Origin of the sequence: Acinetobacter sp. YH1901134 (genome assembly GCF_013416965.1) — a bacterium.
Taxonomy (GTDB): domain Bacteria; phylum Pseudomonadota; class Gammaproteobacteria; order Pseudomonadales; family Moraxellaceae; genus Acinetobacter; species Acinetobacter amyesii.
Genome location: NZ_VPEW01000004.1, coordinates 34,016 through 57,467, shown reverse-complemented (window position 1 = coordinate 57,467; position 23,452 = coordinate 34,016). Strand labels below are relative to the sequence as shown.

Sequence of the window (23,452 nt, the reverse complement as noted above, 5' to 3'; positions counted from 1 at the left end):
TGAACGCCAGATGAATTATCAGAAATATTCATCTGGCAGGATGTTGGCAATGTAACTATAGCAGCAGCAAAAGTTTGAAATCGCAAATATCTAGCAAACTTAATTTAGCGGATATAGCCTTTTTTAATCATGGCTGAGAATAGAAACTCGTAAACTTTTAAGATCATGCTCACCAAATAAGACCCATATTTTCGCCATAAAGACAGTCCAACAAAATTCAGCAAAACCGCAATGATCAGCGCTCCCGCCATATCCATTGGATAATGCACACCTAAATAGACTCTCGACCACGCCACAAGAAAAGCGAAAGCTAGAAATACATAGCCGACAGCTTTTTGCTTTGAAAAAATATAAGAAAATGCAATCGTACTAAAAAACAGCATGTGATCACTCGGGAATGATCCATTCGGTGAATGTTCTATAATCGTGCGTCCAACATCCAAGACAAATGGTCTAGGATAGTAAAAGAAACTTGAAATCACTTGGCTGATTAGAAATGCGACAATTGTAAAAACAGTGGCTTTAACGATTTGTTTTTTAGTGTCAAAACTGCCTTTAAACCAAACCAAAAACATCAAAAGAATCACGATATAAAATAGATCATTGGCTATAAATATGGCAAAAGAAATAGTGAAATCTAAAGCATTGTCCGATGCATTGATTGAATTAAATAAACTTAAATTAAATTTCTCTATATTCATGAGATGGTTTAAAAAATGAAAAGATCATAACACTCTGTAAAATCAAAAATTGCGTTTTATTCATATAAAGATTTTTCAGTATGTAACCGCACAGTTTATTTATGAAAAAGTGATGGCTCGAGGCTGAATCCAAAATAAACCCAAGGTATACCTATAGCTATATTTGAAGAAAAATTGGCAATGACTTCGCTGCCTAAATAAGCAAAACTTTGCAAATATTCAGATCATTGAGTAAATCATTGTATACTAGCTTTTTCTTCTGAACTCAGAACAAACTGTCGATCTAGACCGTTTATTCATTTAGTGAATTTCGATGAGTACTTTATTACTAATTACCTCCTCACCTACTTCGATATTGGCTTGGCATGCTTTAGGTCTTGCACAAGCGTTGAAGCAAAAAGGCGAAAACTTTCGGGTTTTTTTCTATCAAGATGGTGTAAATGTGGCAAATGCTCTGCAATGGGTGCCAGATGATCAACGCAAACTCAGCAGTGAATGGCAAAAACTCGGCATTCGTTTACCTGTTTGCGTAAGTGCAGCGCTCGCACGTGGGATCACAGATCAGGAAAATGCACAGCGTCACAATATTCAGCAACATAATCTAGCTGAGCAATTTGAACTTGTAGGCCTAGGCGAACTTGCTGATGCCGTACAAGCTGCTGACCGTTTATTGCAATTCTAAGTATTTTGATTGCCGCGCATTTGTAGCATTGAAAAGGAAAATTACATGAAATCTGTACTGGTTGTTTTAACCCATGCAAATCTTGCAAGCTTACAAGTACATGAAAGTCTTTCTGCGACCATGGTGCTTGCAACCTTCGATTGTGACGTAAAAGTGTTGCTCAAAGATGCTGCGCTGAGCTTACTTCAAGCAGAACAAGAGTTTAGTCAGCTCAAGCATGCATTTAAACTCGCATCCAACATGGTTGATAGCTTTGAATTTTATGATCTCACCCCGATTTATATTGAACAAAAAAATTCACAGCATCCATTTGTGATCAACAGTGAACAAGAACTAGAGTTTGTTCAATTCAATACTGAATTAATTCAACAATTTGATCATGTGTTGTATTGGTAAAAGAGGAATGATGATGTCAAATTCTACGCTGTATTTAGTCCAAGCCAGCTATGCCAATACCCTACAGCACATCCAGCAGTTAGCCAGTTTAATCAATCCTGAAGATGCAATTATCTTGATGGGTGAAGCAGTCTTACATATTGCAGATGAACAAATTCAGCAATTTGGCACATGTTATGTACTTGAAAATGATGCTGAGATTTTAGGTAAGAGTATGAATTATAGTCATATGAAAGTAATCGACTATGCCGCTTTTGCTGATCTATGCCTTAGATTTAAAAGATGTATTTCACTCAAATAATTTGAGTAAAAGCGATCCATTTCTACAATCTTCTCTTTTGGAATGAATATGAATCTTGAATTAGACCAAGATGGCCATTTGGTGGATTACACTATTTGGAATGAAGCTGTTGCCCAAGAACTGGCTAAAAGTTTAGAGCTTGAGTTAAGCCCTTGGCATTTTGAAGTTTTACAAGCTGTACGACAGTTTTATCAACAGTTTGGTCACTCACCGGCAACTCGCCCACTCATTAAATTTTTAATGAAAACGGTGAGCGCTGATATTAATAATGCGGTGTTACAAGACAAATTTAACACGGGTTTGGTCGCTCGGCATTTAAGTCGTTTAGCGGGAATCCCTAAGCCTGCAAATTGTTTGTAATTTTAAAGCAATCTAAATACCGCTTAGGCTATTTTGGCTAAATAGATGCAAATCAGCATCTTGAAGAAAGCCATAAAACAGCTTAGGCAGGTTTTAATTGGTTGAGAGCGATGTAATAGGCTTGGGTAAATATCGGTTTGACCTGTTTGGCTTGGATCGGTTCAGCACAACATGAGCACACCAAAACCGGTTTAAATTTTTGCCCACATGCCTGATGGACATATTCAACAGGTGATCCTAAGCCCTGATCCATATATTGATCGGCCCAATGGGTCATAGCTAAAAGGATTGGATACAAGTCTAAGCCTTTTTGAGTCAGTCGATATTCAAAACGTTCCTGACGCTCGACATAAGCAACTTTGGTTAAAATACCTTCTTCAACCAAACGCTTTAATCGGTCAGATAACACATGACGCGTCACACCGAGATTTTGTTGAAAGTCATCAAAACGTCGAATGCCCATAAATGCATTACGGATAATCAACATGGTCCAACGATCCCCTAGCACTGAAAGTGCACGAGCGATTGAACACGGTTGTTGACCTATATCATCCCATTTCATTTTATGAACCATCAAAAATAACGACCGACACCCAATTTAATTCATGCCTGTTGATTTTGCAAAATCCTTTTCAATAATCTTTGATGTACAAATCGTAAAATCCACCATCGTTTCAACGCATTCATTTTATCTGCTTGATCTGTAAATGAACTAAAAATGTATTTTGTCTTTATTGTCCTCAATTATTTCTAGCCATGCACGCGTTGCGGGACTCATGGCAACAGTGGTATTCCAGGCCATACTGAGTTTCCAGTCTAGGTTTGGATTTTCTAATTCAGCCATATGGTATTTTGCCGCATCAAGTTGTTCACAATAAATTTTAGGCAGGAGTGCAATCCCGACATTTGAATCTACCATTTTGGCGATGAAGTCCCACTGGCTACTTTTACACACTACATTGGGCTCAAATCCGACGTAATTTGCCGCCTGTATAATGATGTCATTGAGTGTGAAAGTATCGTCATACAATAAAAAAGATTCTTCTTTTAATTCAATTAACGAAACGGTTTTTCGCTTACGCCACTGTGAGTTTTTTTTGGACAATAGACACAAAGGTGACTCCATCACTGGAATACCGCTCAACACCGGTTTCAAGTGACCCAAAATGATCCCGACATCGACCTGTTTTTTTAAAATGGCATTTTCAATACCCGTCGCCCCTACCTCAAAAAAGCTCAGTTCAATATTGGGGTATTTTTTATGAAACAGCGCAATTAACTGACTGAACAATACCGATGCCAATGGCGGTAAACCTAGAGTCAATTTACCTTGTTTTAAGGCGCGAACTTGGGTGACAGTATCAAGCATCCGTTGTTGTTCATTCAAAATCACTAAAGCATGCTGATAAATCTGCTCTCCCATATAGGTGAGCTGTGCTTCCCTTTTTCGACCTGCTTCTCCTTTATGAAATAAAGGCACGCCGATCTCGTCTTCTAACTGACGAATTAATTTGCTAATGGTCGGCTGAGTGACAAAAAGCGCTTCAGCTGCATGACTGAAACTCTGTTTTTGCACGATGGTCACAAAGACTTTTAAGCTTTTAATGTCCATTATTATTCCATTTAAGCATAATTAATAATTAATTATTCATAATTATACAGGGTATGCACTTTTAAAATAGCGTCATCTCCTATTCTGCTGTTGTCTCATGGATACGTTTCCACAATCTACTTCCAAATTTACCCAGTTTCTTAAAACTTTAGCGCAGCTAAGTTTATTGATATTGATCTGGTGGATTGGCTCTTGCATTCAATCTTGGTTTAACTTGCCGATCTCTGCTGGCGTGATTGGTTTATTGCTCCTTTTAGCCGCATTGTTGAGTGGTTTATTTAAAATGCAGTGGGTCAAACAAGGCTCAGAATTTATTTTGGCTGAACTGGTTCTATTCTTTATCCCCTGTGTAGTTGGATTAATTAAATATCAAGATTTATTACTCAGCTCTGGCTGGCAGTTAATTTTAGCCGTGGTACTGGGTACTGTCTGTGTCATGGTGTTTACAGCATTTACGGTTTATTGGGGCTTTAAACTCGAGGCAAAACTTAAAGCTAAACACCAAACTGCGACAGATCATGATGTCAACACAGCAGGAAAAACCTTATGAACGATTTTGGGTTGAACAGCATCTCTGTATTATTTTTCGTCCTGACCCTAATCGGTTATATTTTGGCGAAAAAGCTACATCGTAAGTTACCGTATATGGTTCTTTCCCCTGCACTATTCGTCCCGTTTGTGCTGATTATACTCATGCTTTGCTTTCATATTTCATATGACACCTATATGCAAGAAAGCCAATGGATTGTATGGATGCTCGGCCCTGCCACTGTGGCTTTTGCTATTCCCATCTATGAATATCGACAAATTATCCGTCAGCATGCGCTGAGCATTAGTTTAGGCATCGTGATTGGCATGTTAGCTGGGATTATTAGTGCTTTTTATTTGGCACAGTTGTTTCAGTTTGACCAAGAAACGTCTTATAGCTTAATGGCACGTTCCATTTCTACGCCCTTTGCCATGGAACTTACCTCGAATATTGGAGGTTCAGTAGAATTGGTGATTCTATTTACCATGATTACTGGGATTGCCGGCGTGGCTATGGCTGACCTAGTTTTGGCTGGGCTTAAATTGCATTCACGCTTTGCACAAGGTGCGGCTCTTGGCAATGCTGCACACGGATTTGGTACAAGTAAAGCATTATCACGTCATAAAGAAGAAGGTGTTGCAGCCTGCTTGAGCATGGTACTTGCTGGGGTCTTTATGGTATTGCTTGGGCCATCACTTATTCATTTGATTATTTATCTATTGGGATAAAAGAAAAGCCCAGTGCATTAGCTGGGCTTTTTAAATGATGATTTAAACTGTTTCATCTGTAAAACTATGCAGCTAAATAATGTAGTGCTATGACAAACGCTAAAAGACTCGACACCTCTGTGATTTCAATCGCAGCACCAATTGTATCTCCAGTCACACCACCTATACGCTGAATAAATTTCCATCGTAAATACAATAAAGTACAAATAAATGTAAGAATACTGACCACTCCAAGCCAGCTAAAATACAAACATGTACTTAGGCAGAGTATAAAGACCATATATGCCGACTTACGTGGAATAGTTTCTGCTATCGATGAGCCTAAGCCTTTTTCGCGAACATACTGAGTTGTTAAAAACAAAAATAAAGGGGCTAAACGACCCAAGACTGGAAATACAATTAATGCCAAATACATTTGCTGTTGTAGCAAAACATAAAGTGCCGACCATTTGAGTAAGCAAATCATGACGAGGCTCAAAACACCGATCGGCCCACATGCAGGGTCTTTCATGATGTTAAGTGTACGCTCGGCATCACCAAAGCCACCGACCCATGCATCTGCCGTATCGGCTAAACCATCTAGATGTAATCCACCTGTGAGCCAAATCCAGACTACAAGCAAAATACTAGTGAGTAAGACGATCGGCAGACTATGCAATGTAAAAGCAAGCAAGGCAAGAATGCAACCGATCAACAATCCCACCGCTGGATAAAACAGTAAAGATTGTCCATTTTGCTGTTTCGATGGCATCGCTTTAAGGTGAATCGGAAACGTCGTGAGAAACTGTAGAGCAATCCAAAAAGGTGTCATTCACTTTGCTCCAAAAGACGAATATTTGCACGATTTTGCACAATGAATGAATTTAATTGTCCCAATTCGCCAGTCATTTTTAATAAATTATCTAAGTGACTATGCTGTGCCATACATTTCAATAATTTAATCACGCCACCATGGGAAACCAATAAAACGCGGTGCCAATGATGCTGTTGAGCCTGCAAAACTAGCTCATCTAGACCGCTTAATATCCGATGTTGAAATTGCTGAAGACTTTCTGCATTCGGTGGCGTAAATGTACTGGGACTTTGCCAAAACTGTGCGAGTAACTCTGGGGTGTTTTCATAGATATGCTTGGTTGATACCGCTTCCCAGTCGCCAAAATGCATTTCTTGAAACTTCGCATTTTCAAACATTGGACATTTAAGTTGTTGAGACAAATCTAAAGCAAATAAACGGCAGCGCTGTAAGTCAGAAGTGATGATGACATCCCAGCTCGCTAAACCGTGTGTATGTATGACGTTCAATACATCATCTATGGTCTGCTGCATCTGCTGCCAACCTTTTTGCGTCAAAGCATCATCTGTAGAGCCACGTAAGGTATGGCTCAGTTCAGTCTCACCATGACGCAATATATCTAAACGGAAATGTTCCATTTAAACTTTTTCACCAATCACAGCAGCTTGTGCAAAAGTCGCCATGTTGTTATGTAAACGACATGCCAAACGAATTAAACCCAAGGCCGCACCGGCACCGCTGCCTTCACCTAAACGTAAATTCAACTTTAAGAGTGGATCAGCTTCAAGGGCTTGAAGTAAACGTTGGTGCCCATATTCAGCCGATTGATGACCAAAAAGCATCCATTCACGTACAGCAGGATTTAAACGAACAGCGACCAAGGCAGAAACCGTACTAATAAATCCATCCACCACCATTGCCAGACCCAATTGCGCACAGCGAATGTACGCTCCAACCATCGCGGCAATTTCCAAACCACCTACGGCACATAGGGCTTTAAAGACATCTTGTCCGACATAGTCGTGATGTAAAGCCAAGGCCTGATCAATCACTTGTTTCTTATGTGCCAATTGTTCAGCACGAATACCTGTACCAACACCTGTCAATTTTTCGGCCGGCTCATTAAATAAAAAACATGCAACAGCAGAAGCAGAACAGGTATTGCCAATGCCCATTTCCCCTGCGACATAAATTGATGCACCTGCAGAGATAGCATCTTCAACACTTTTACGGCCGAGATTCATCGCTTCAATACATTGTGATTCGCTCATCGCAACAGTTTTAGCAAAATTTGCTGTACCCGCTGCAATACAGTAGCGCTCTACCCCTGCATATTCATAGGCTTCACCTACCGAACCACAGTCAATCACTTGTAGTTTGGCTTGATACTCACGTGCAATGACACTAATACATGCACCACCGGTCGTGAAGTTTTGTAGCATTTGGCGTGTGACAGCTTGAGGATAGGCCGAAATATTTTCTTCCATCACGCCATGATCACCTGCAAAGATGGTGATCCATGGGAAATCGATATTGGGCTGATCTGTGTTTTGTAATGATGCAAGTTGCACCGCTACATTTTCAAGTTCTGAAAGTGAGCCCGTAGGTTTAGTTAGCTGTAACTGGTGTTTTACCGCCTGTTGCTTAGCTTCGATACTCGGATTTTGACAGGGTTCTTGCCACCAGTTCATGCTTTATCTCCTTTTAAGATCATTGGAAAACCTGCAACACAAAACACCACATGGCCAGCAATTTGACCAATTTGTTGATGTAAGCGCCCAGATTCATCGACGAATTTTCGACTGATTTGTCCCATAGGAACAACGCCCAGTCCAGTTTCGTTACTGACTAAAATAATGTCTGACTTTAATGTCGGTAGCACCGTAAGTAATTTTTGGCATTGTTGCTGTTGAAAGTCTGCTTGTTCATGCAGCAATAAATTACTCATCCACAGCGTTAAACAATCGATAAGAATGGTTTGATGCGCTTGGTCTATTTCAAATAAGCGGTCGGCTAAATACAAAGGCTCTTCAATCAGCCTCCAATGCTCTGGGCGGTCGGCTTGATGATGCTGAATTCGCTCCTGCATTTCCTCATCATAGGCTTGTGCTGTAGCCACATAGATGACGGCTTGAGCACTTTCTTTGGCTTTTTGTTCTGCAAGTCGGCTCTTACCTGAACGTGCCCCACCCAAAATGAAATGAATCATGACTGTGCCATCTCTATATTTTGTCTAAACTGATGTTGATAATAAGGACTTAATATCCCTTGTAGTACTTGAGCCTGATAATGACCAAAAGTCAGTTGCTCGCTTTCAAAATCAAAGCTGTGCTGTTCAATTTGTTGGATTCTTTCAAAAATATCATCGCTATTCCATGCCTGTTTATACAAGCCCAATGTGATATGCGGACAATATTCGATTGGTGCAATTTCATTCGAACTTAAATTAAAAGCTTGACGTAGATGCTCTAACTTACGCTCTAAATCCACAATTTCAATGAACAACGCGCTTTGAAAGCTATTGATCTGACCTGTACGTAACCGAATATTAGATAGCGATAACTGTCGAAGTTGTTGTTGGTGCAGTGCCAATTCATCTGCTGAGAAATTATCATTCCATCGTTGTTCAGAATGATCGATTAATTGGGTTTTATTTAACTCTTCAATAAAGCCACAAATAAACACGGTGATATGAAATTGGCGCGTATTCGGTGTGTATAAAAGATCTGAAAACTGCACTCGAAGTGCTGTGAGATATGCCAATAATTCAGGATTCTGTATTTCTAGATACCACAAAGCATAGTGCTGACGACCTTGATGCCAATCGGGATAATCCTGATTGAGCGTCGGTACGACTTGCATTGAGGGTTTTAAAAACACAAATAAATCACTTTAAATTTAATCTGCTTTATTAAAGCATGAATCAAAACAGACTTTGCCCAATTTTGATTTAGTAATATTCATTTAAAGCTGAAATTCCTTCATCTAAAGCTTCTGTGTAAGAAAAAAATGCCGAGTCATACTCAGCATTTTGATTCAATATACATTGCGCACAGATAAGCATTATATTTTAGGCAAATTACGCAGTATCTTTCTGATCTTGCGTTACAGCATGGTTTTTCAAAGATGTAAACGGCTTTGTGGACTGATCAGAAAAATGCTGCAATTGCGTCATTACATTGGCCTCAATCTGTTCAATACGTTCCAGTTGTTCAAGCTCGTTGGTCTTTTTCAGTTCTGAAAATTGCAGCCGGATAAAGTTGATAGCCTGATCCATCGAACATTGATTTACACTCACGGCATACATCAAACCATAGACAATCCCTTGTTGTAGATGTGTTGTCTCCAGTCCATATTTCACATTGGTCGCCAACGAGCCCAACACTCGTTCATTAATTGCAAGTTTACGTAAAGGATCTCGTGCCACACGCGCACATGGGTCTTTATACGCATGTTCACAAGAGTTTATAAAGCTTTCTGCCAGTCGTGTTAAATCAAAAGCACGATTAGGTAAGCATCGTGCTAAACCAGCCTGCACCTCGTCAATGAGTTCATGCATAAATTGATCAACACGATGATCTGCAAGTGCCACACCTATGGTTTGATGATTGAACAGTGCAGATTGCCAAGCCAACATGGCATGTACGCCATTCCATAAGCGATTTTTGATTAGCTGAATATCTTCAATATGATCGACCAAAATCATTTGACGCATTTTTTCTAACAAAGGACTGTTATTTTCTACATAGATCGGCATGTCAGATTCTGCGTTAAATAAAATTAAATCCATGCTTTGCAATATATGACTTGGGTGGAAATTTCGGCGCATATCCTCAACATATAAAGTGGCTTGACGTTCCTGATCAGGATTTAATTTCGTCGCATCTTCTAAGTCTAATTGAGCATCCACTTCAACTTCATCTAATTGAAATTGTTTGAAAATATTATATTTTATACGGAGCTGACGATATAAGTTTTGGTCACTTAACTTTGATACCATGCGGTTGACCACGGTGTCGCAAAAATAGTGCTGTTGCATGATTTTCTCAGCAACGATCGCCCCTGCAAGCTCAGTTAAAGCCTGTTTTAAATGTGTCATTAATAAATGTTTTGCTCCGACTTTGTTCAAAATGATCAGCATCGTTAGAGGTTCGATGGCTTTCTCATCATGTGCAATATGTCGTGCATACAGGCCTTGTGCAATGGTTTTGGCCTCTTCTGCAATCGCTTTTTCAGGCAAACAGATGGCAACCAAACTTGACTCTGTGTACATCTCTTGCATCTGCTGAATATTTTCAGCATCAATGACTGCCATGTTTTCAATGCGTTCGTCATAAGACAATTGACCATAGCGAATACAATAGGTACCAAATGCATTGACCGCAGAGCGATATAAAGGGTTACGAGTCGATGCATAAATTTTTTTCGGGCGAGTATAACCATCCCAATGCGACAAAATTTGTGCTAAATAACCACCACCAATCGCCCCAAAACCATGAATACCGACTGTGAGTTGATTGAGTGTTTGTGGAAAAGCCTCTTGCACATGCGGCATCTCTAAATGCGCAGTGAACGGGTCAAGTTCCGTCAAACAGTCATACATACATTCATAATAATATTTGGCTTTGGACAGCATGTTTTGATTGGGCGATTTAATATCTTTAAACAGTACGGTAATACCGCCAGCGTCAAAGGCCGAAGTCACACCATTTTCCGAGTCTTCAAACATCAAACAATCAGCAGGATTTAAATTCAGCTTTGCGGCAGCACGCATAAATATTTCAGGATGTGGCTTACCATTTTCAACTTCATCACCGCAAACCAAGACATCAAAGAACTTATACACATTGGCATTGATGAGATATTCTTCTGCGATTGCTCGGCGACTCGATGTTGCTACGGCCATCCGTAGTCCTGACTTGCGTAAGCGTTCTAATACTTGAACCAAGCCTTTTTTGATCGGTACACCAAACTGGCGAACATGCTCCAGTTCTAATTCATCTGCGCGTTTGCGAATATCTGCGTATGGAATGTTTTCATCATATTCGGCTTGGGCCAATCGATGCGCGCTTTGTGCACTTAGCCCCAAACAATTCATCAGATATGATTCGGAAAACTCAACACCGGTCAATTCAAGAGATGCCTGTTTCAATGTTTGAAACCGTAAACGTTCAGTATCAAACATTGTTCCATCCATATCAAAAATGGCGCCCAGAACCAAATCATTATTAAATTTAAGCATTTAACCTCCGTTATTTTTTATGTGAAAAGAATAACGGAGAAAACTATTGATTCAGTACTTTGAGAATTAATGAAACAATTGTGATTATTTTTTAATCAAAGTGCTTGCTTTAAACATCTATTTTGTAAAATCAATCACCGATCAAGTAACATCATGTAATCAAAACCCACTATTGTCAGGATAGTCCTATCTTCACACCGACCTATTGAAGTAAGTATACAAGTCTCTGCATATTTCACTCAGTTACTCGCTTCACGGTTTGAATTTTGGTTTGAAATAAAAAGAATACGATTAAACCAAGCATCACTAAAAATAAAAAATAATACGGAAATTCTTTGTGCCACTGGTATAAACCCGTACTAATCAATGGCCCAACAACAAAGCTCAAAGCCTGAGTGGCTGTACACCAACTTGCCACCTTGGTCTGTAACGCACTGGGCGCCGTTTGCGCTGCACCCGTTGTAAATGCAGGGATTAAACATGCAACCGATATACCATATAAAAGATATGTAGCTTGAAATATCCGTAATTCATTGGTGAAAACCGAAATCAGCAAGGCTGCTACCATGCTAAACAGCCCAACCCACAGTAAGCGATATACGGACCAATTTAAATACTTAGAAATCAGCGTTTGCATAACCACCAAAGCGATACCCACGACGAGAGAACACTCTGCAAAATGCACTGCGCCTTCTGCAGCAGTCATATTAAAGCGGTCTTGTATATAAAACCCGGCCGTTAAATTTACGGTCACGATGGCAAGATAGAGACTGAATCCCAACATTAACCATGGATAGCATTGCTGAATGCTCAAATCCGTAGATTGTATCTCATCCTTAGCTGTCACTGGCTTTTCAACACTATGCTGTTCGGTATGTCGGTCAAAGCTGAACACCAAGACCACAGAAATCAACGCTAAAATAATGATTGCAGCCCAAAGCGGCGTCATGATTCCACCAAAACCCAGTAGCAAAGTTGTTAGAAATGGCCCTATGATTACGCCTGCACTGTTTAATGCGCCAAATTTTGACATCGCTTGTGAACGCTGCTGCTCATTGCTAAATCGGGTCATCACATAAGTTTGCAAGGCAATCTGTGGCATCGCCATAAATACCCCAGTGGCTGCACGTGAAAGCATTAGTAAACTAAACAACAGCAACATCCCTATCTGAACAGAAAGGCCATACATCAACACTGCAGTAAATAGCCCCCATGTCACAGCCATGCCCACAAAACCGATACTCAAGAGTTGATAAATCGAAAACTTGGATTGATTTTTTGAAATGTAAATCGCACCGATAGCCATCAGCAGCGCACCGACGGAAACCATTGCTCCGCCTTGTAGTTCAGAAAGCTTTAACTCTCGAACCAATGGCGCCAACAGCGGCAATATCATCGAGAAACTTGCACCATTGGCAAGACTGGCAGCAATAAACAGTTTGTTATTTCGATCCATTATTTTTGTTATCCATTTTTAATGGCTACGTTATAAACAATAGAGGTGACTTAAGCCACCTCTATTTTGTAAGTCACGATACCGTGCTTTAAACCTGATTCAGGATTTAAATTAGTATTTCACCGTATAACTTAAACCGTAGGTGCGACCTTGAGCCGCTAGGCTAGAAATTGGGCCATAGACAGTTTCAACCGACTGGCTGTATACCGACTTATAATCCGTATTCCACACGTTGTATACACCAAAGCCCACATTACCCGGTCCTACTTTTGCATTGGCAATCACGTCCATCGTTGCAAAGCCTTTAATTGCCGCTGCTGGAGCAGATCCATATTTCACAGCGTCTTTTTGGGCTTTGTCAGTACCGCCAATCGCTAAAGCTTGAACACGTAGGCTCATGTCATTATCAAATTGCCACTCTGAAAATGCTGTACCTTTTAAAGGTGCTACACGAATAGCATCCAACTCTTGCCAGTCACCTTGGGTATTTTTAAATTGGCCCGTGGTATATGCAACTGTGCCCCCAACTGTCCAATTCGGTTGAACTTCATAACTGGCATTGGCTTCGACACCATAGATACGTTCATCGGTATCAATAACATCAATGGTGTAATTCGGCGCACCAAATTTCAGGCTTTTATCTGAGTCATTATAAAAAGCCGTCACTCCTGCATTTAAACCACCGGCATTTTGTACACGCCAACCGAGTTCATAGTTATTGACTTTAATCGGGTCAATGGTTTGGCTATTAATCACAGAATTTGCAGGCACATCACGCAGCATACGTTGCACATCGGGCAAGTTTGAACCTTGTGAGAAATTAGCAAACACTTGCTGTGCATCTGTTAAGTGATACACCGCGCCAACATTAAACAGCGTTGCATCATGTTTTACTTTACCGCCATTCAGCGTTTTCGCCACATAACCTGGGGTTAAATCTGCAGTAATGGCTTCCATATAAGGCACAGATGAATCGACATCACTCTCTACCCGCTCATGGCGAATGCCGGCCTGTAAGCCAAGACGGTCGGTTAATTCATATTGCGCTTGGGCAAATACGCCAAGTTTTTCTGTTTCAACATCTGGGCCAAAGGCATAATAGTTAAACGGCTGATAACTCAGACCATTACTTTGAATAAATGTAGCACTGTCATACATTTGGATATTTTGTTGATCTTTTTCATTTTCATAGTCCACACCATAGGTTAGCCCCAGTTCACGACCATTTAAGTTAAGATCTTTTTGTAGAGCAACACGCGCGCCTAAAACATCGATATCGGTTTCTGACTGATACACCAAGAAGAGTTCAGGTGCCATTTGACGTGCAGATGGGAACCACCGTGCTTTTTCATTTCGATAATAGGTTTCAGCATTTAGACGGTGGCCTAAAATATCTTGATTTTCATATTGTGCGTTGACGCTATAACGTTCAGTTTGTGGTTGTTCGGCAAGTTGTAAGCCTTTTACCGCATTTAAAGACAACGGCAGCTTGCCACCCACGGGCTGTGAGCGCAGCGCATTTAAATTTGGACCATAGTCAGGTCCATAATCACTATCTTGCTCATCATTATAATATTGCGCACCGAAACTCAGCGTTTGACCATCGGCAATTTTCCAACTGACACGACCATTTAGATCTAAGGTGTCGGTATCTTGACGGTCTGTTTGCGCAATCTCAGGCCCAATACGATTGCCATGGCTATCTTGTATTTCACCACGTTTGGTATAGCTAGCACCTAAAGTTCCGCGTAAATTGCCTTGATTAAAGTTCATGGTTTGAGCAGCTTCATAAGCTAACGCATCGGACTTAAAGTTATTACCAGAAGTGACACCGACTTTTGTTTCAAAACTCAGCGGCTCAGGTCCACCTCGTTTGGTGATGATATTGATAATACCGCCTGTCGCACCTGAACCATAAATACTACTTGCACCTGAGACCACTTCAATTCGTTCAATCATCGACGGGCTAATACTCGCTAGTTGTCGAGATCCATCACGATATCCCGTTTGCGGCACACCATCGATCATGTATTGCACCACACGTCCACGCATGGTCATCCCATAGTTAGACGTTGTACCACTCGATGGAGTCAGTGATGGCACCAATAAACCGACAATATCGGCTGTGCTTTTACCTGCATTGGCTTGTTTTTCAATTTCTTCTTTAGGAATGCTATACACCGTACCCGCAATATCGGCAATGCTTTTCGCAGAACGGGTTGCCGTCACAACAATCGGTGCCATTTTAGTAGCTTCTGTAGTTTGTGTTTCAACTGCTGTATTTTGTGCAGTGTCTGTCGTGACGTCTTGCGCATAAAGCTGAGTGCAAATTGCTAAGCTGAGACAAGTCAGTTGCATCGGTAGAGCTAAACGTTTCATATTCTTTTCCATTTCTTAGAGTTCCGATTGAGTCGGAAGAGTTTGAGTTTTTAAATTTTGTGTTTTTAAAACAATGCGTTGACTAAGTAAGACACTGATTACTGAGCCGATTGCCAATACCAAGTAAAAATGTCCATAGCCTAATGATTTTGCGAGAAAACCTGAAAATGCGCCGCCAATGAAGTACACAAGCAATTCAAAGCAAACTAATATAGTGAAATCGGTACCCGCCTGTTCTTTAGAACTGGTCTGCATGAAATAAGCATAGAGTGATGTCATGGCGATATAACGAATGGCTAGCATCAACACGACAAATACACCTAAAAGCAGATGCCATTGATTCAACCATCCCAATACAACGGCTGCCCCAATGACGGCATATAGCAATGTACGTAACCATCCTGCCCAGACCAACAATTGCGTCGCTTTGATTTTTTTCAGCAATACAGCTGCACTAACAGCTGCAATCAGGCCGACACCGGCACCGACCACAGACATCAACACCCCGATCTGAGACAGTGACCATTTTTGATCGATCAACATGGGATTTAGCATTGCCATAGCGGGTGCTTCCACCACGCGATAACAAACAATGAGCAGCAAGGCCCAACGAATCTCAGGTCGTTTAAACGCTTGTCGTAGGCTTGGTTTGGCTTTGGCAAGTTGAGTTTCTGGTTCTTCTTGAATAAAAAACACAGCAAACATGGTTAAAAATGTCAGCAGCGCTAAAGTTGTGAGCGCTGACTGCCAACCCCAATATTGGTAAATCCATAAAGTCGCAGCGCCACCGAGCATACTACCGACGGCCACCCCAATACTTTGTGCCATACTGCCCAGACGGTAATTGCCTTCGGTAAATTTCTCTACGGTATAACCATCAATCGCAATATCTTGCGTTGCCGCAAACGTTGAAATCCATAAACCAACAATGACAAATAAAGTCAGCCCATAAGAAAACTGCGTAAAGGCTAAAACCAGTACCCCCAGTACCAATGCGATTTGCGTAAACAACAGCCATGTTTTACGTTTACCGAGTTTTTTGACATAGAGCTGATCGATCCAAGGCGCCCAAAAAAACTTGAATGCCCATGGAATGTAAAGCAGCGATAACATGCCAATCCAACGTAAATCTACCCCTTGATGTCGTAAAATGGCAGGCAAAGCTACATTGTAAAAATACAAAGGTAATGCATGTGCTAAGTACAAAATGATCACGACGCTCAAACTCAGGACTGAAATTTGAGATGGTGAAATTGCATGATTTAATTTTCTTGAGTGTTGTTGCATATCCACCTCTGCACTGCCCATTGCAGCGCATCAGACTGTTCTAATGAAACGTAATAAGGTACACGCCACGCTGCATGCAGTGCGGGTGTGTTTAAACGTTTGAAGTCATCTGGATCTTGCGCAATACGCACCAGACCCAAACAATATTGAAAAAAGAGATGTTTAAACTTCTTGTACCAAACGGCCTGTATTTGCCGATATTCTTCAGGAAAAGTTGTTCCCCCAGCCGTTTGCATAACCAAAACAAAGGGCTGACTTTTCAGAAAAAAGCGCTCAACTTGAGTCAACCATTGTTCAAACTCTTCCACTGAAACATGCGCTGAAAAGCGCATGTCCAGTATGTGCATGTGGGTGCAGCGATAACTCATGACACCGCCTTAGCTAGTTGCTGATGCTGAAATGCCTTGGAGTCTTTTAAGTAATGACCGAATTTTGCATAAAAAGTTTCTCTAAAGCAGTAATACAACATGGCAGTCTTTTCAGGCATTGGGATTAGGCGCTGCGCTTCATAGCACATGTCTTCAACTACGACGGCATAAGGCTTCACACTATGATCAGGCTCTCCCACAATCTTGGCTGAGGCGGCATTTTCAAAGATATAAAAACTCAATAAACGCATGACGGGACGTAAATAGCCTTTACCAAAAACGGACTTTTCACCAAATAACAAATGCCAACCTAGATCTAGCTCGTCACCGTCGTAGTACAAACCTAATCGATCCCGTTTTCCCTCGTAAATCTCTGTGTAGCCCACATCTTTACCGTTTACCCCTACGATCAAAATTCGGTGATGATCATCTGCCAGCATTTTTTCGTAATACACTTTTAGTTCAGTTTCTGACTTATTGAGTTGCCACTGTGGAATCACATGCGGTTCATGCATCCATTTATGAACCAAAGCCATATCTTCTGGATATTGCATTTGTCGTAAGTAGTATTGCGTCTCATTCTCATAGTATTCATAAAAATCAGGTAGTTGTCGTGATAACGTTGTCATGATGTCGTCCTTTAAATTTATTTAATCTTTTCTGTTCTTAGCTCAAAAATCTGCTTATGACGCAATACGGTTGGTTGTCGTTTTCTGTTCGGCGGTATGCTGTTGTTTCGCCCACTGATTTAAAGTGCTTGGACTCACAGGATTTGCAATTGGATCTAAAAATACAGGTACTGGTCGTTCTGCTTCGTCGTTATAACTGGTGGTAAACAGCCGAACGCGGTTCAGACAAATTTTCTCGAAATTTGGACGGAACATACTGAATTTTTCAATACGATCTGCCAATTCAGGATGTGCTTGATGAAATTCGTCGATCACGCTGGAGATGGTTTGCCAAAACTCAAGTTCTGTATGCTCTGGATAATCTTCAAGGAAGACATTACAGATATAGCGGTAATGCACCATGAATAAACCTGTAAAGATAAAGTGACTAAGTTCTTCAGCAGGATGGCGCAGTAAAATTTGCCCTTCGGGTGGTAAATTTTCGAGTTCTGGAAAATCTTCATCAACTAAATTGACATCATCAATAAAGTCCTTCAGCACCATTTTTTTCGGTAAGCCATTTTCATGGATCAACATGGTGTTTTCACCGTGCGGAGAAAACGCTAAACCATATTTGTATAAGCAAATCAGTAGTGGTGTTACGCAGACTTCAGCAAAACGCTTCAGCCATTGCAAAGGCGTCAAACCTGAAGCCTGAATCAACACGGATAAAATAGATTGACCGTTTATGTCTCGATGTAACAATGCGGCTTGGGAAAGTGCCATCTCATGTTCACCAATACATGGCTCTACACTTTCACGCCATAAGCACCCAAACAATTCTTTAAATTGGTAAGGCGCACCGTCTATCTGATCAAAACATGGCTGTTGCAAAGTTAAACTTGCAACTTCACCCAAAAATGCTACCTGTGTTTTTTGCAGGTCTACATCATGATATTGAATGTCCTTCAGCCAAGCGGTCACCGCAGGTGCAGCTAAATTTCGTTTTGAAGGCAAACCTCGATAGACCGCCGTATTAAAGATACTGACAGGTAACTTCACATAATGACGTTCAGGATGACTGGTATTGCATAAGGTACGAATGGATTGCATTGGCACATAGTCATCTTGTCCAATGTCCAGCTCTACAATGCGCTGATCGACGATTTCATTGGCATAGGTGGGGATTAACCACTGATGCCATTGCCACGCATGTACAGGAATAAAGAAATACTCAGCAGCATCTAAGGCATTGTCCGCTAATTGCTGTTGAAAATCGTGTAATTGCGCAGAATTCAATTCATGGCGATATAAGCTTTGCGCATCCCAAGCCTCGGTAGAACGAAACTTAGCTAAATCACGATGAACAGCTAACCACAGAACTTTAACCGTTGGAGAAATCTCTGGTGCTGAGCTTAAATAATCATCATAGCCAAAGCCCATACGGCCTTTACTCATAATAAGCCATGGGTGTCCACGTAACATGCCTTCAATTTGATAGTGTGGCGCTGACAAGACAGCATGACTCAGCAATCTTTGCTCATCAAAAACATGGGCTTCTGCTAACCATGTATTGTTCATTTCTTTAATCAAATAGGCCTTGGTAAATGGTTTCACCTCAGCTTGATTTGAAAAAGCACGAATAAATTCATGCAGATTCCATGCAGGCTCTGTTGTCGATTCACTTAAATCTCGAACACTCCCTTCAACAATATGCCAATGCCCAAGCAGAAACTGAGTCGCTTCAAATTGATACGTTTTGTCATCTAGTTTAAGTTGCCAAGTGTTATTTTCCACTGGCTGAATCTGAATAATTTCTTCATATAAAAATTCAGCAATCGCCATTTCAATCAGTCTTTGCCCTGCACGGCGCCACTGCGTTTGATCTATCTTTAATTTTGCAAATGTCATTATAATTCCTCGAGTTTAACCGTATTCTGTTCTTGCTTATTCGGCATGGTCGTATTGCGGTTCATTGCATAGTTGGCAATGGTTTTTTTAACGGATAAAGGTCTTTGGATATTGGTTGGCGCTGATTTCTTCAAAATGCCCATACTGTGCATTTCAGCATTATCACTGGGTGAAAAATGTTGGAAACTTTGAGCTTGATCACTCAAATCGTATAAGTTAAAACCCAATAATTGATTGGCAATGACTGCTGCACGGTGAGCACCCAACCCTAAATCAGGAGTCCCGACACCGTGGCTGTGCATTTCCTGATTTTGAACAAAAATTTCACCGACAGCGTCATGCTGTACGCGGTAGTCCTGACTAATTTTCCAGCGACCGAATTCATCACACTGAATCAGCGGTTTTAGATATTTGAGATATTGCCACTCTGGACTGTGATATCCCGTTGAAGCCACGACAAAGTCCGCATCTAGATAGAATTGTTCTGCCGTGACTTTATGCTGAAACTGCAAACGGACGCCCGCACTATGCGGCTCGGCAGCAACCAAACTCACCTGAGCATGTAAATGCGTCTGTTGAATATTTTGACCAATACTCCGGTGATACAGTTTTTGGTAAATATCACGGATGGTTTTTGCACTGATGCCCTTATATAACAAACCTTGTTGTTTCAGTTGTTCGGCTTTATTTTCAGGACTTAGTTGATAAAAATGCGTAGTATAATCCGGACTAAAATGCTCCAATCCAAGTGGTGCATATTCCATTGGGAAAAACCCATTTGAGCGTGTCAGCCAATGCAATTTAAACTGCGCTGTTGTGGTTTGATCCTGCAAATATTGACGATCAAACAGATCCATAAAGACTTCGGCCGAAGACTGGCCTGATCCCAGTACAACCACATTCCCTTTCAAGTGATTTAACGCTGCATTGCAATAATTTGCAGAATGTAAGCAACGCTCTGGATATTGCTGTTGAATGTCTTTTAGACACTGTGGTAAATGCGGAATATTGCCCGAACCAATGACCAAATTTCGGCATTGATAACGTCTAAAACGTCCATCTTGTTCAACCATGACTTCAAAGCCTTGCTCTTGGGCATAAATGGCTTTTACGGTTGATTGATATTGAATATGCTCTAGTTGGTCTGCAACCCACTGACAATAATGATTATATTCACGTCTAGGAATCTGAGCTTGTTCTAAAAAATAGAATTTGTATAAACGCTGCTGCGACTTTAAGTAATTTAAAAAACTAAAAGGACTGGTTGGATCGACCATGGAAACTAGATCGGCCATAAACGGCACTTGCAGTACTGTATTGGGCAATTGCATACCCGCATGCCAGTCGAACTGTGGTTTCTTTTCAAAAAATTGATACTGCAAATGATTTTGCTTATGTAGCAAACTCGCCAAACTGAGGTTAAATGGCCCTAAGCCTATCCCAATAAAATCAAGCATATTGCACATCCTTCTGTTCCACACATAAAGGATTTGGCAACTGTATATAAACCGATTGCTGATCGACTGGGGCAATCAATTCATCCAGCTCATACAAGCGTGTCAACAGATTGCCCTTATACGGCAAGGTCGGCTGATACAGTAATGAATGAATCAATGAACTTTCTGGATAAGCCTGATGCAAGGCCAACAGTTCATTTTGCAATATCGATATCAACACTTGTTCTGTGACATATCCAGTTGCACCAATTGCATTGATGATGCCGAATAAAGTATTACCAAAGAAATAATAGCTAAAGCGCTCATCGACAAAGGCTTTGGAACCCACGGCATGCGCTTTTTCTTGCAACTCTGGAAACGCGGTTAAAACTTCACCTGCAAGTTCTTCAATATAGTAAAAGCCTTGATTGTCGCGCAGCCATAGATATTTAGGCATTGCATGTTCAAGCTCAAGTAAAACATTTTGCTGATGTGATTCAAAAGCCATTCCGTATTGATGGTACAAATACATCAGTGGTTTCAGACTAATTGCCAAAAATTGTTTAAACCAATTGATCGCAATAGCGCTTTGATCAAGTTCAGGTTGTTGTTTTGCTATTTGTTCAAATAAGGCATTAAAACGGTTTTTCGGCTGTGCAGGATGATCTTGGCATAATGATGCAATACAACTCACCTGCTGCTTTTCACTAAAAGGCTGATCACGGAAGATGCAAATAGTTTCTTCGACGATTTCATCATCTATGCTCAATGCCATCCAAGCAGGATCATTCACCGCTTTGAGCGTTGGGCATTGTTTTAAAATACGTTCACCGAGACTTGAATGCCAAAGTCGATGGGTCATTTCACCACGGTGGCATTCTTTGGCAAGATTAACTCGGATTGAATTGGTGATCATTACAGATAGTGATGGTTTCAACATCCACGGCGCTGCAAAACTTGCCATAGTGCGTACCGAAGTTGTTGGTGAAAATGCCCAACCTTTCTCGCCAAAATCGATAATTTTTAATTTGGTTTTTAAGTTTTTAAACCATGCTTTTGACTGTAAATAACGTGCTTGCCAAGGATGCAAAGGCAATAACTTATAATGTGAATAGGCATTCAGTAGTGCTTGATCAGTTTCTGATAAATGCCATTGCAATTCGCTTTTCAATTGCGCTGATACAGCTTGATCTAAAGCTGAACCTTCTTGAATATATTCTGGAGCTACCAACCAATAATGCAGTTGGCTTAGACCTTTGGCTTCTGGCGAATACCTTTCCCAATCTTCATGCACAAAACCGACCCGACTTTTCGGTGCAGGATGCATGCTGTGCCCTAAAATTAAAGCTTGTTCCGATTCAATGAAACTTTGTTCCGCTTGGACTAAAGCCTCAAAATCATGTTCACGTAGTGTCAAAAATTGAGTAAGCGCTTCACGACTTTCGATCCAACGCTCCAATAATGATGAAGCATCCAGTGTATGACCTGACTCTTGTACGAGCTGTTCAAGTAATAAGCTCGCGATCGCGGTGATACTAAATAACTGTTTCTGTCCTTTATTAAAAACGTATGGGATATCTGCAAGACGATGTCTACCAACAAGGCTGACATAAGATAGTGGTACAAATAACTGTGATTGTATGCAATCTAAAGGGATGCATAACAACGTCAAGCCTTGGCTAAACGTCAATTGTGATGAATTCTGTTGATACTTTTCCAGTAAAATACCTTTACCGGTTTCTTGTGAGTATGCATTGACAAGATGCTGCATCGCCAAGCGATTAGCAAGCTCTTTCATCTGACCATATCCTCTATTTTTAAGCTTTTCCAAGCTTTGTCATGTAATTATGTTTCTTTAACTGTGCAAATAATGCTTAGTACGCTGGCCAGCGTGAAACCATGTTAATGATAATCATTATTGTTAATAATTGCATTTTTGTGAAAATTTGCTACAGGATTGCAAATTTGGTCTTATCTCTATGTATTTAAAAATTAATTTTTTTAATATGAACTTTTCTGTTTTTATTTATACAATTTTCTGAAATGGAACTAAATGATAATTTTCTCATTTAGCATTGAACAAATAAATCATATTGCTTATTTTTTAGCCAAATTATCACATTGTGCAACTTAAACTAAAAACCCATGTCTTTTACATGGGTTTTTATATTCTGCTTTTAACCAAGCTTTTATTTAAATCAAGGAACGAAATGTGCAGTTAAATTTTAATCATTGAAGACTTTACTAACACCATACTGGCCATACATCCTTATTGCCAATTAGCATGTATTTCATAACAAACACCTACTGATTTCTGCTCTTTATCTTCTATTCAGACTGGTTATACAGCATGAATTATGTACTCCAACGATTTGGTTGAAATCAATCAATTGATTTAACAACCCAATCCAAAAATTTGTGCTTATCAAAAAAGTCTGGCGCAGCATTCGCAAATATACTTTTTTCTCTGTTATTAAAGATTCCTTTGTAATAAAAAGACCTATCTGCGGTAAATTTTGACTCATCCCCTTCATGCAATTCTCTAAAGAAGATCGATAACTGCATAAATCGACTTTTAGAAGCTAAACCATGTTTTTCTAATACAAAATTATAGATTTGCTCAATAATCGCTTTAGTATTTGAATAAGGCATTTTGTTGTCTC

General features: G+C 40.4%; 24 protein-coding genes. 6 read left to right on the top strand and 18 right to left on the bottom strand.

What is annotated here, in order from left to right; genetic code table 11:
- Positions 1 to 104: 104 nt before the first annotated feature.
- The gene (locus FTV50_RS04200; protein WP_180023609.1) at positions 105 to 701 is read right to left on the bottom strand and encodes a phosphatase PAP2 family protein; all 597 of its coding nucleotides are present in this window, start codon (positions 699 to 701) and stop codon (positions 105 to 107) included.
- Between the two features lie 313 nt (positions 702 to 1,014).
- Here FTV50_RS04200 and tusD point away from each other — a divergent pair, with 313 nt between their 5' ends.
- From tusD to FTV50_RS04180, 4 genes are read left to right on the top strand one after another with little or no spacing between them, the layout of a single operon-like run.
- Entirely contained in the window at positions 1,015 to 1,383 is a 369-nt protein-coding gene (tusD, locus tag FTV50_RS04195) for a sulfurtransferase complex subunit TusD (protein WP_078190984.1), read from the top strand.
- 45 nt (positions 1,384 to 1,428) lie between these two features.
- On the top strand, positions 1,429 to 1,779 hold the full coding sequence (locus FTV50_RS04190; RefSeq protein ID WP_180023608.1) for a hypothetical protein: 351 nt from the start codon (positions 1,429 to 1,431) through the stop codon (positions 1,777 to 1,779).
- Between the two features lie 13 nt (positions 1,780 to 1,792).
- The gene (locus tag FTV50_RS04185; RefSeq protein WP_078190986.1) at positions 1,793 to 2,080 is read left to right on the top strand and encodes a DsrH/TusB family sulfur metabolism protein; all 288 of its coding nucleotides are present in this window, start codon (positions 1,793 to 1,795) and stop codon (positions 2,078 to 2,080) included.
- A 48-nt stretch (positions 2,081 to 2,128) separates the two neighbouring features.
- Positions 2,129 to 2,440 (top strand): TusE/DsrC/DsvC family sulfur relay protein, encoded by a 312-nt coding sequence (locus tag FTV50_RS04180; protein ID WP_111884335.1) that lies wholly within the window; start codon positions 2,129 to 2,131, stop codon positions 2,438 to 2,440.
- Positions 2,441 to 2,522: 82 nt separating this feature from the next.
- On the opposite strand, the gene FTV50_RS04175 is transcribed toward FTV50_RS04180, so the two are convergent.
- Both FTV50_RS04175 and FTV50_RS04170 read right to left on the bottom strand, forming a co-directional pair.
- Complete coding sequence (locus FTV50_RS04175) at positions 2,523 to 3,002, bottom strand: helix-turn-helix domain-containing protein (RefSeq protein WP_078191046.1); 480 nt, start codon at positions 3,000 to 3,002, stop codon at positions 2,523 to 2,525.
- Between the two features lie 150 nt (positions 3,003 to 3,152).
- Positions 3,153 to 4,052: a LysR family transcriptional regulator gene (locus FTV50_RS04170; protein WP_180011413.1), complete on the bottom strand. Its 900-nt coding sequence runs from the start codon at positions 4,050 to 4,052 to the stop codon at positions 3,153 to 3,155.
- Positions 4,053 to 4,149: 97 nt separating this feature from the next.
- Here FTV50_RS04170 and FTV50_RS04165 point away from each other — a divergent pair, with 97 nt between their 5' ends.
- Entirely contained in the window at positions 4,150 to 4,602 is a 453-nt protein-coding gene (locus tag FTV50_RS04165; protein WP_180023607.1) for a CidA/LrgA family protein, read from the top strand.
- A complete protein-coding gene (locus FTV50_RS04160) occupies positions 4,599 to 5,309 on the top strand; it encodes an LrgB family protein (RefSeq protein ID WP_180023606.1) in 711 nt (236 codons plus the stop codon). The genes FTV50_RS04165 and FTV50_RS04160 overlap by 4 nt, the downstream gene beginning before the upstream one ends.
- Positions 5,310 to 5,373: 64 nt before the next feature.
- On the opposite strand, the gene FTV50_RS04155 is transcribed toward FTV50_RS04160, so the two are convergent.
- From FTV50_RS04155 to FTV50_RS04085, 15 genes are all read right to left on the bottom strand, one after another.
- Positions 5,374 to 6,120 carry an adenosylcobinamide-GDP ribazoletransferase gene (locus FTV50_RS04155; protein WP_180023605.1) on the bottom strand — a complete coding sequence of 249 codons (747 nt, stop codon included), beginning with the start codon at positions 6,118 to 6,120 and terminating at the stop codon, positions 5,374 to 5,376.
- Entirely contained in the window at positions 6,117 to 6,740 is a 624-nt protein-coding gene (locus tag FTV50_RS04150) for a histidine phosphatase family protein (RefSeq protein ID WP_180023604.1), read from the bottom strand. The genes FTV50_RS04155 and FTV50_RS04150 overlap by 4 nt, the downstream gene beginning before the upstream one ends.
- Entirely contained in the window at positions 6,741 to 7,793 is a 1,053-nt protein-coding gene (cobT, locus tag FTV50_RS04145) for a nicotinate-nucleotide--dimethylbenzimidazole phosphoribosyltransferase (protein ID WP_180023603.1), read from the bottom strand.
- Entirely contained in the window at positions 7,790 to 8,311 is a 522-nt protein-coding gene (gene cobU, locus FTV50_RS04140; RefSeq protein ID WP_180023602.1) for a bifunctional adenosylcobinamide kinase/adenosylcobinamide-phosphate guanylyltransferase, read from the bottom strand. The genes cobT and cobU overlap by 4 nt, the downstream gene beginning before the upstream one ends.
- Positions 8,308 to 8,982, bottom strand: a complete 675-nt coding sequence (locus tag FTV50_RS04135; RefSeq protein ID WP_373683671.1) for a 2'-5' RNA ligase family protein — start codon at positions 8,980 to 8,982, stop codon at positions 8,308 to 8,310. The genes cobU and FTV50_RS04135 overlap by 4 nt, the downstream gene beginning before the upstream one ends.
- A 199-nt stretch (positions 8,983 to 9,181) precedes the next feature.
- The gene (gene mtlD, locus FTV50_RS04130; RefSeq protein WP_180023601.1) at positions 9,182 to 11,344 is read right to left on the bottom strand and encodes a bifunctional mannitol-1-phosphate dehydrogenase/phosphatase; all 2,163 of its coding nucleotides are present in this window, start codon (positions 11,342 to 11,344) and stop codon (positions 9,182 to 9,184) included.
- Positions 11,345 to 11,579: 235 nt separating this feature from the next.
- Positions 11,580 to 12,800, bottom strand: a complete 1,221-nt coding sequence (locus FTV50_RS04125; RefSeq protein ID WP_180023600.1) for an MFS transporter — start codon at positions 12,798 to 12,800, stop codon at positions 11,580 to 11,582.
- 111 nt (positions 12,801 to 12,911) lie between these two features.
- On the bottom strand, positions 12,912 to 15,179 hold the full coding sequence (locus FTV50_RS04120; protein WP_180023599.1) for a TonB-dependent receptor: 2,268 nt from the start codon (positions 15,177 to 15,179) through the stop codon (positions 12,912 to 12,914).
- A gap of 15 nt (positions 15,180 to 15,194) precedes the next feature.
- Complete coding sequence (locus FTV50_RS04115; RefSeq protein WP_257223869.1) at positions 15,195 to 16,466, bottom strand: MFS transporter; 1,272 nt, start codon at positions 16,464 to 16,466, stop codon at positions 15,195 to 15,197.
- Positions 16,442 to 16,834 (bottom strand): hypothetical protein, encoded by a 393-nt coding sequence (locus FTV50_RS04110; protein WP_180023597.1) that lies wholly within the window; start codon positions 16,832 to 16,834, stop codon positions 16,442 to 16,444. The genes FTV50_RS04115 and FTV50_RS04110 overlap by 25 nt, the downstream gene beginning before the upstream one ends.
- Positions 16,831 to 17,463, bottom strand: a complete 633-nt coding sequence (locus FTV50_RS04105; protein WP_180023596.1) for a GNAT family N-acetyltransferase — start codon at positions 17,461 to 17,463, stop codon at positions 16,831 to 16,833. Before FTV50_RS04105 ends, FTV50_RS04110 begins: the two co-directional genes overlap by 4 nt.
- A gap of 54 nt (positions 17,464 to 17,517) precedes the next feature.
- Positions 17,518 to 19,353: an IucA/IucC family siderophore biosynthesis protein gene (locus FTV50_RS04100; RefSeq protein ID WP_180023595.1), complete on the bottom strand. Its 1,836-nt coding sequence runs from the start codon at positions 19,351 to 19,353 to the stop codon at positions 17,518 to 17,520.
- On the bottom strand, positions 19,353 to 20,810 hold the full coding sequence (locus FTV50_RS04095; protein ID WP_180023594.1) for a lysine N(6)-hydroxylase/L-ornithine N(5)-oxygenase family protein: 1,458 nt from the start codon (positions 20,808 to 20,810) through the stop codon (positions 19,353 to 19,355). The genes FTV50_RS04100 and FTV50_RS04095 overlap by 1 nt, the downstream gene beginning before the upstream one ends.
- Positions 20,803 to 22,587, bottom strand: coding sequence for an IucA/IucC family siderophore biosynthesis protein (locus FTV50_RS04090; protein ID WP_180023593.1), 1,785 nt, complete (start codon positions 22,585 to 22,587; stop codon positions 20,803 to 20,805). The genes FTV50_RS04095 and FTV50_RS04090 overlap by 8 nt, the downstream gene beginning before the upstream one ends.
- Before the next feature lie 584 nt (positions 22,588 to 23,171).
- The gene (locus tag FTV50_RS04085) at positions 23,172 to 23,441 is read right to left on the bottom strand and encodes a hypothetical protein (protein WP_180023592.1); all 270 of its coding nucleotides are present in this window, start codon (positions 23,439 to 23,441) and stop codon (positions 23,172 to 23,174) included.
- Between the last annotated feature and the right edge of the window lie 11 nt (positions 23,442 to 23,452).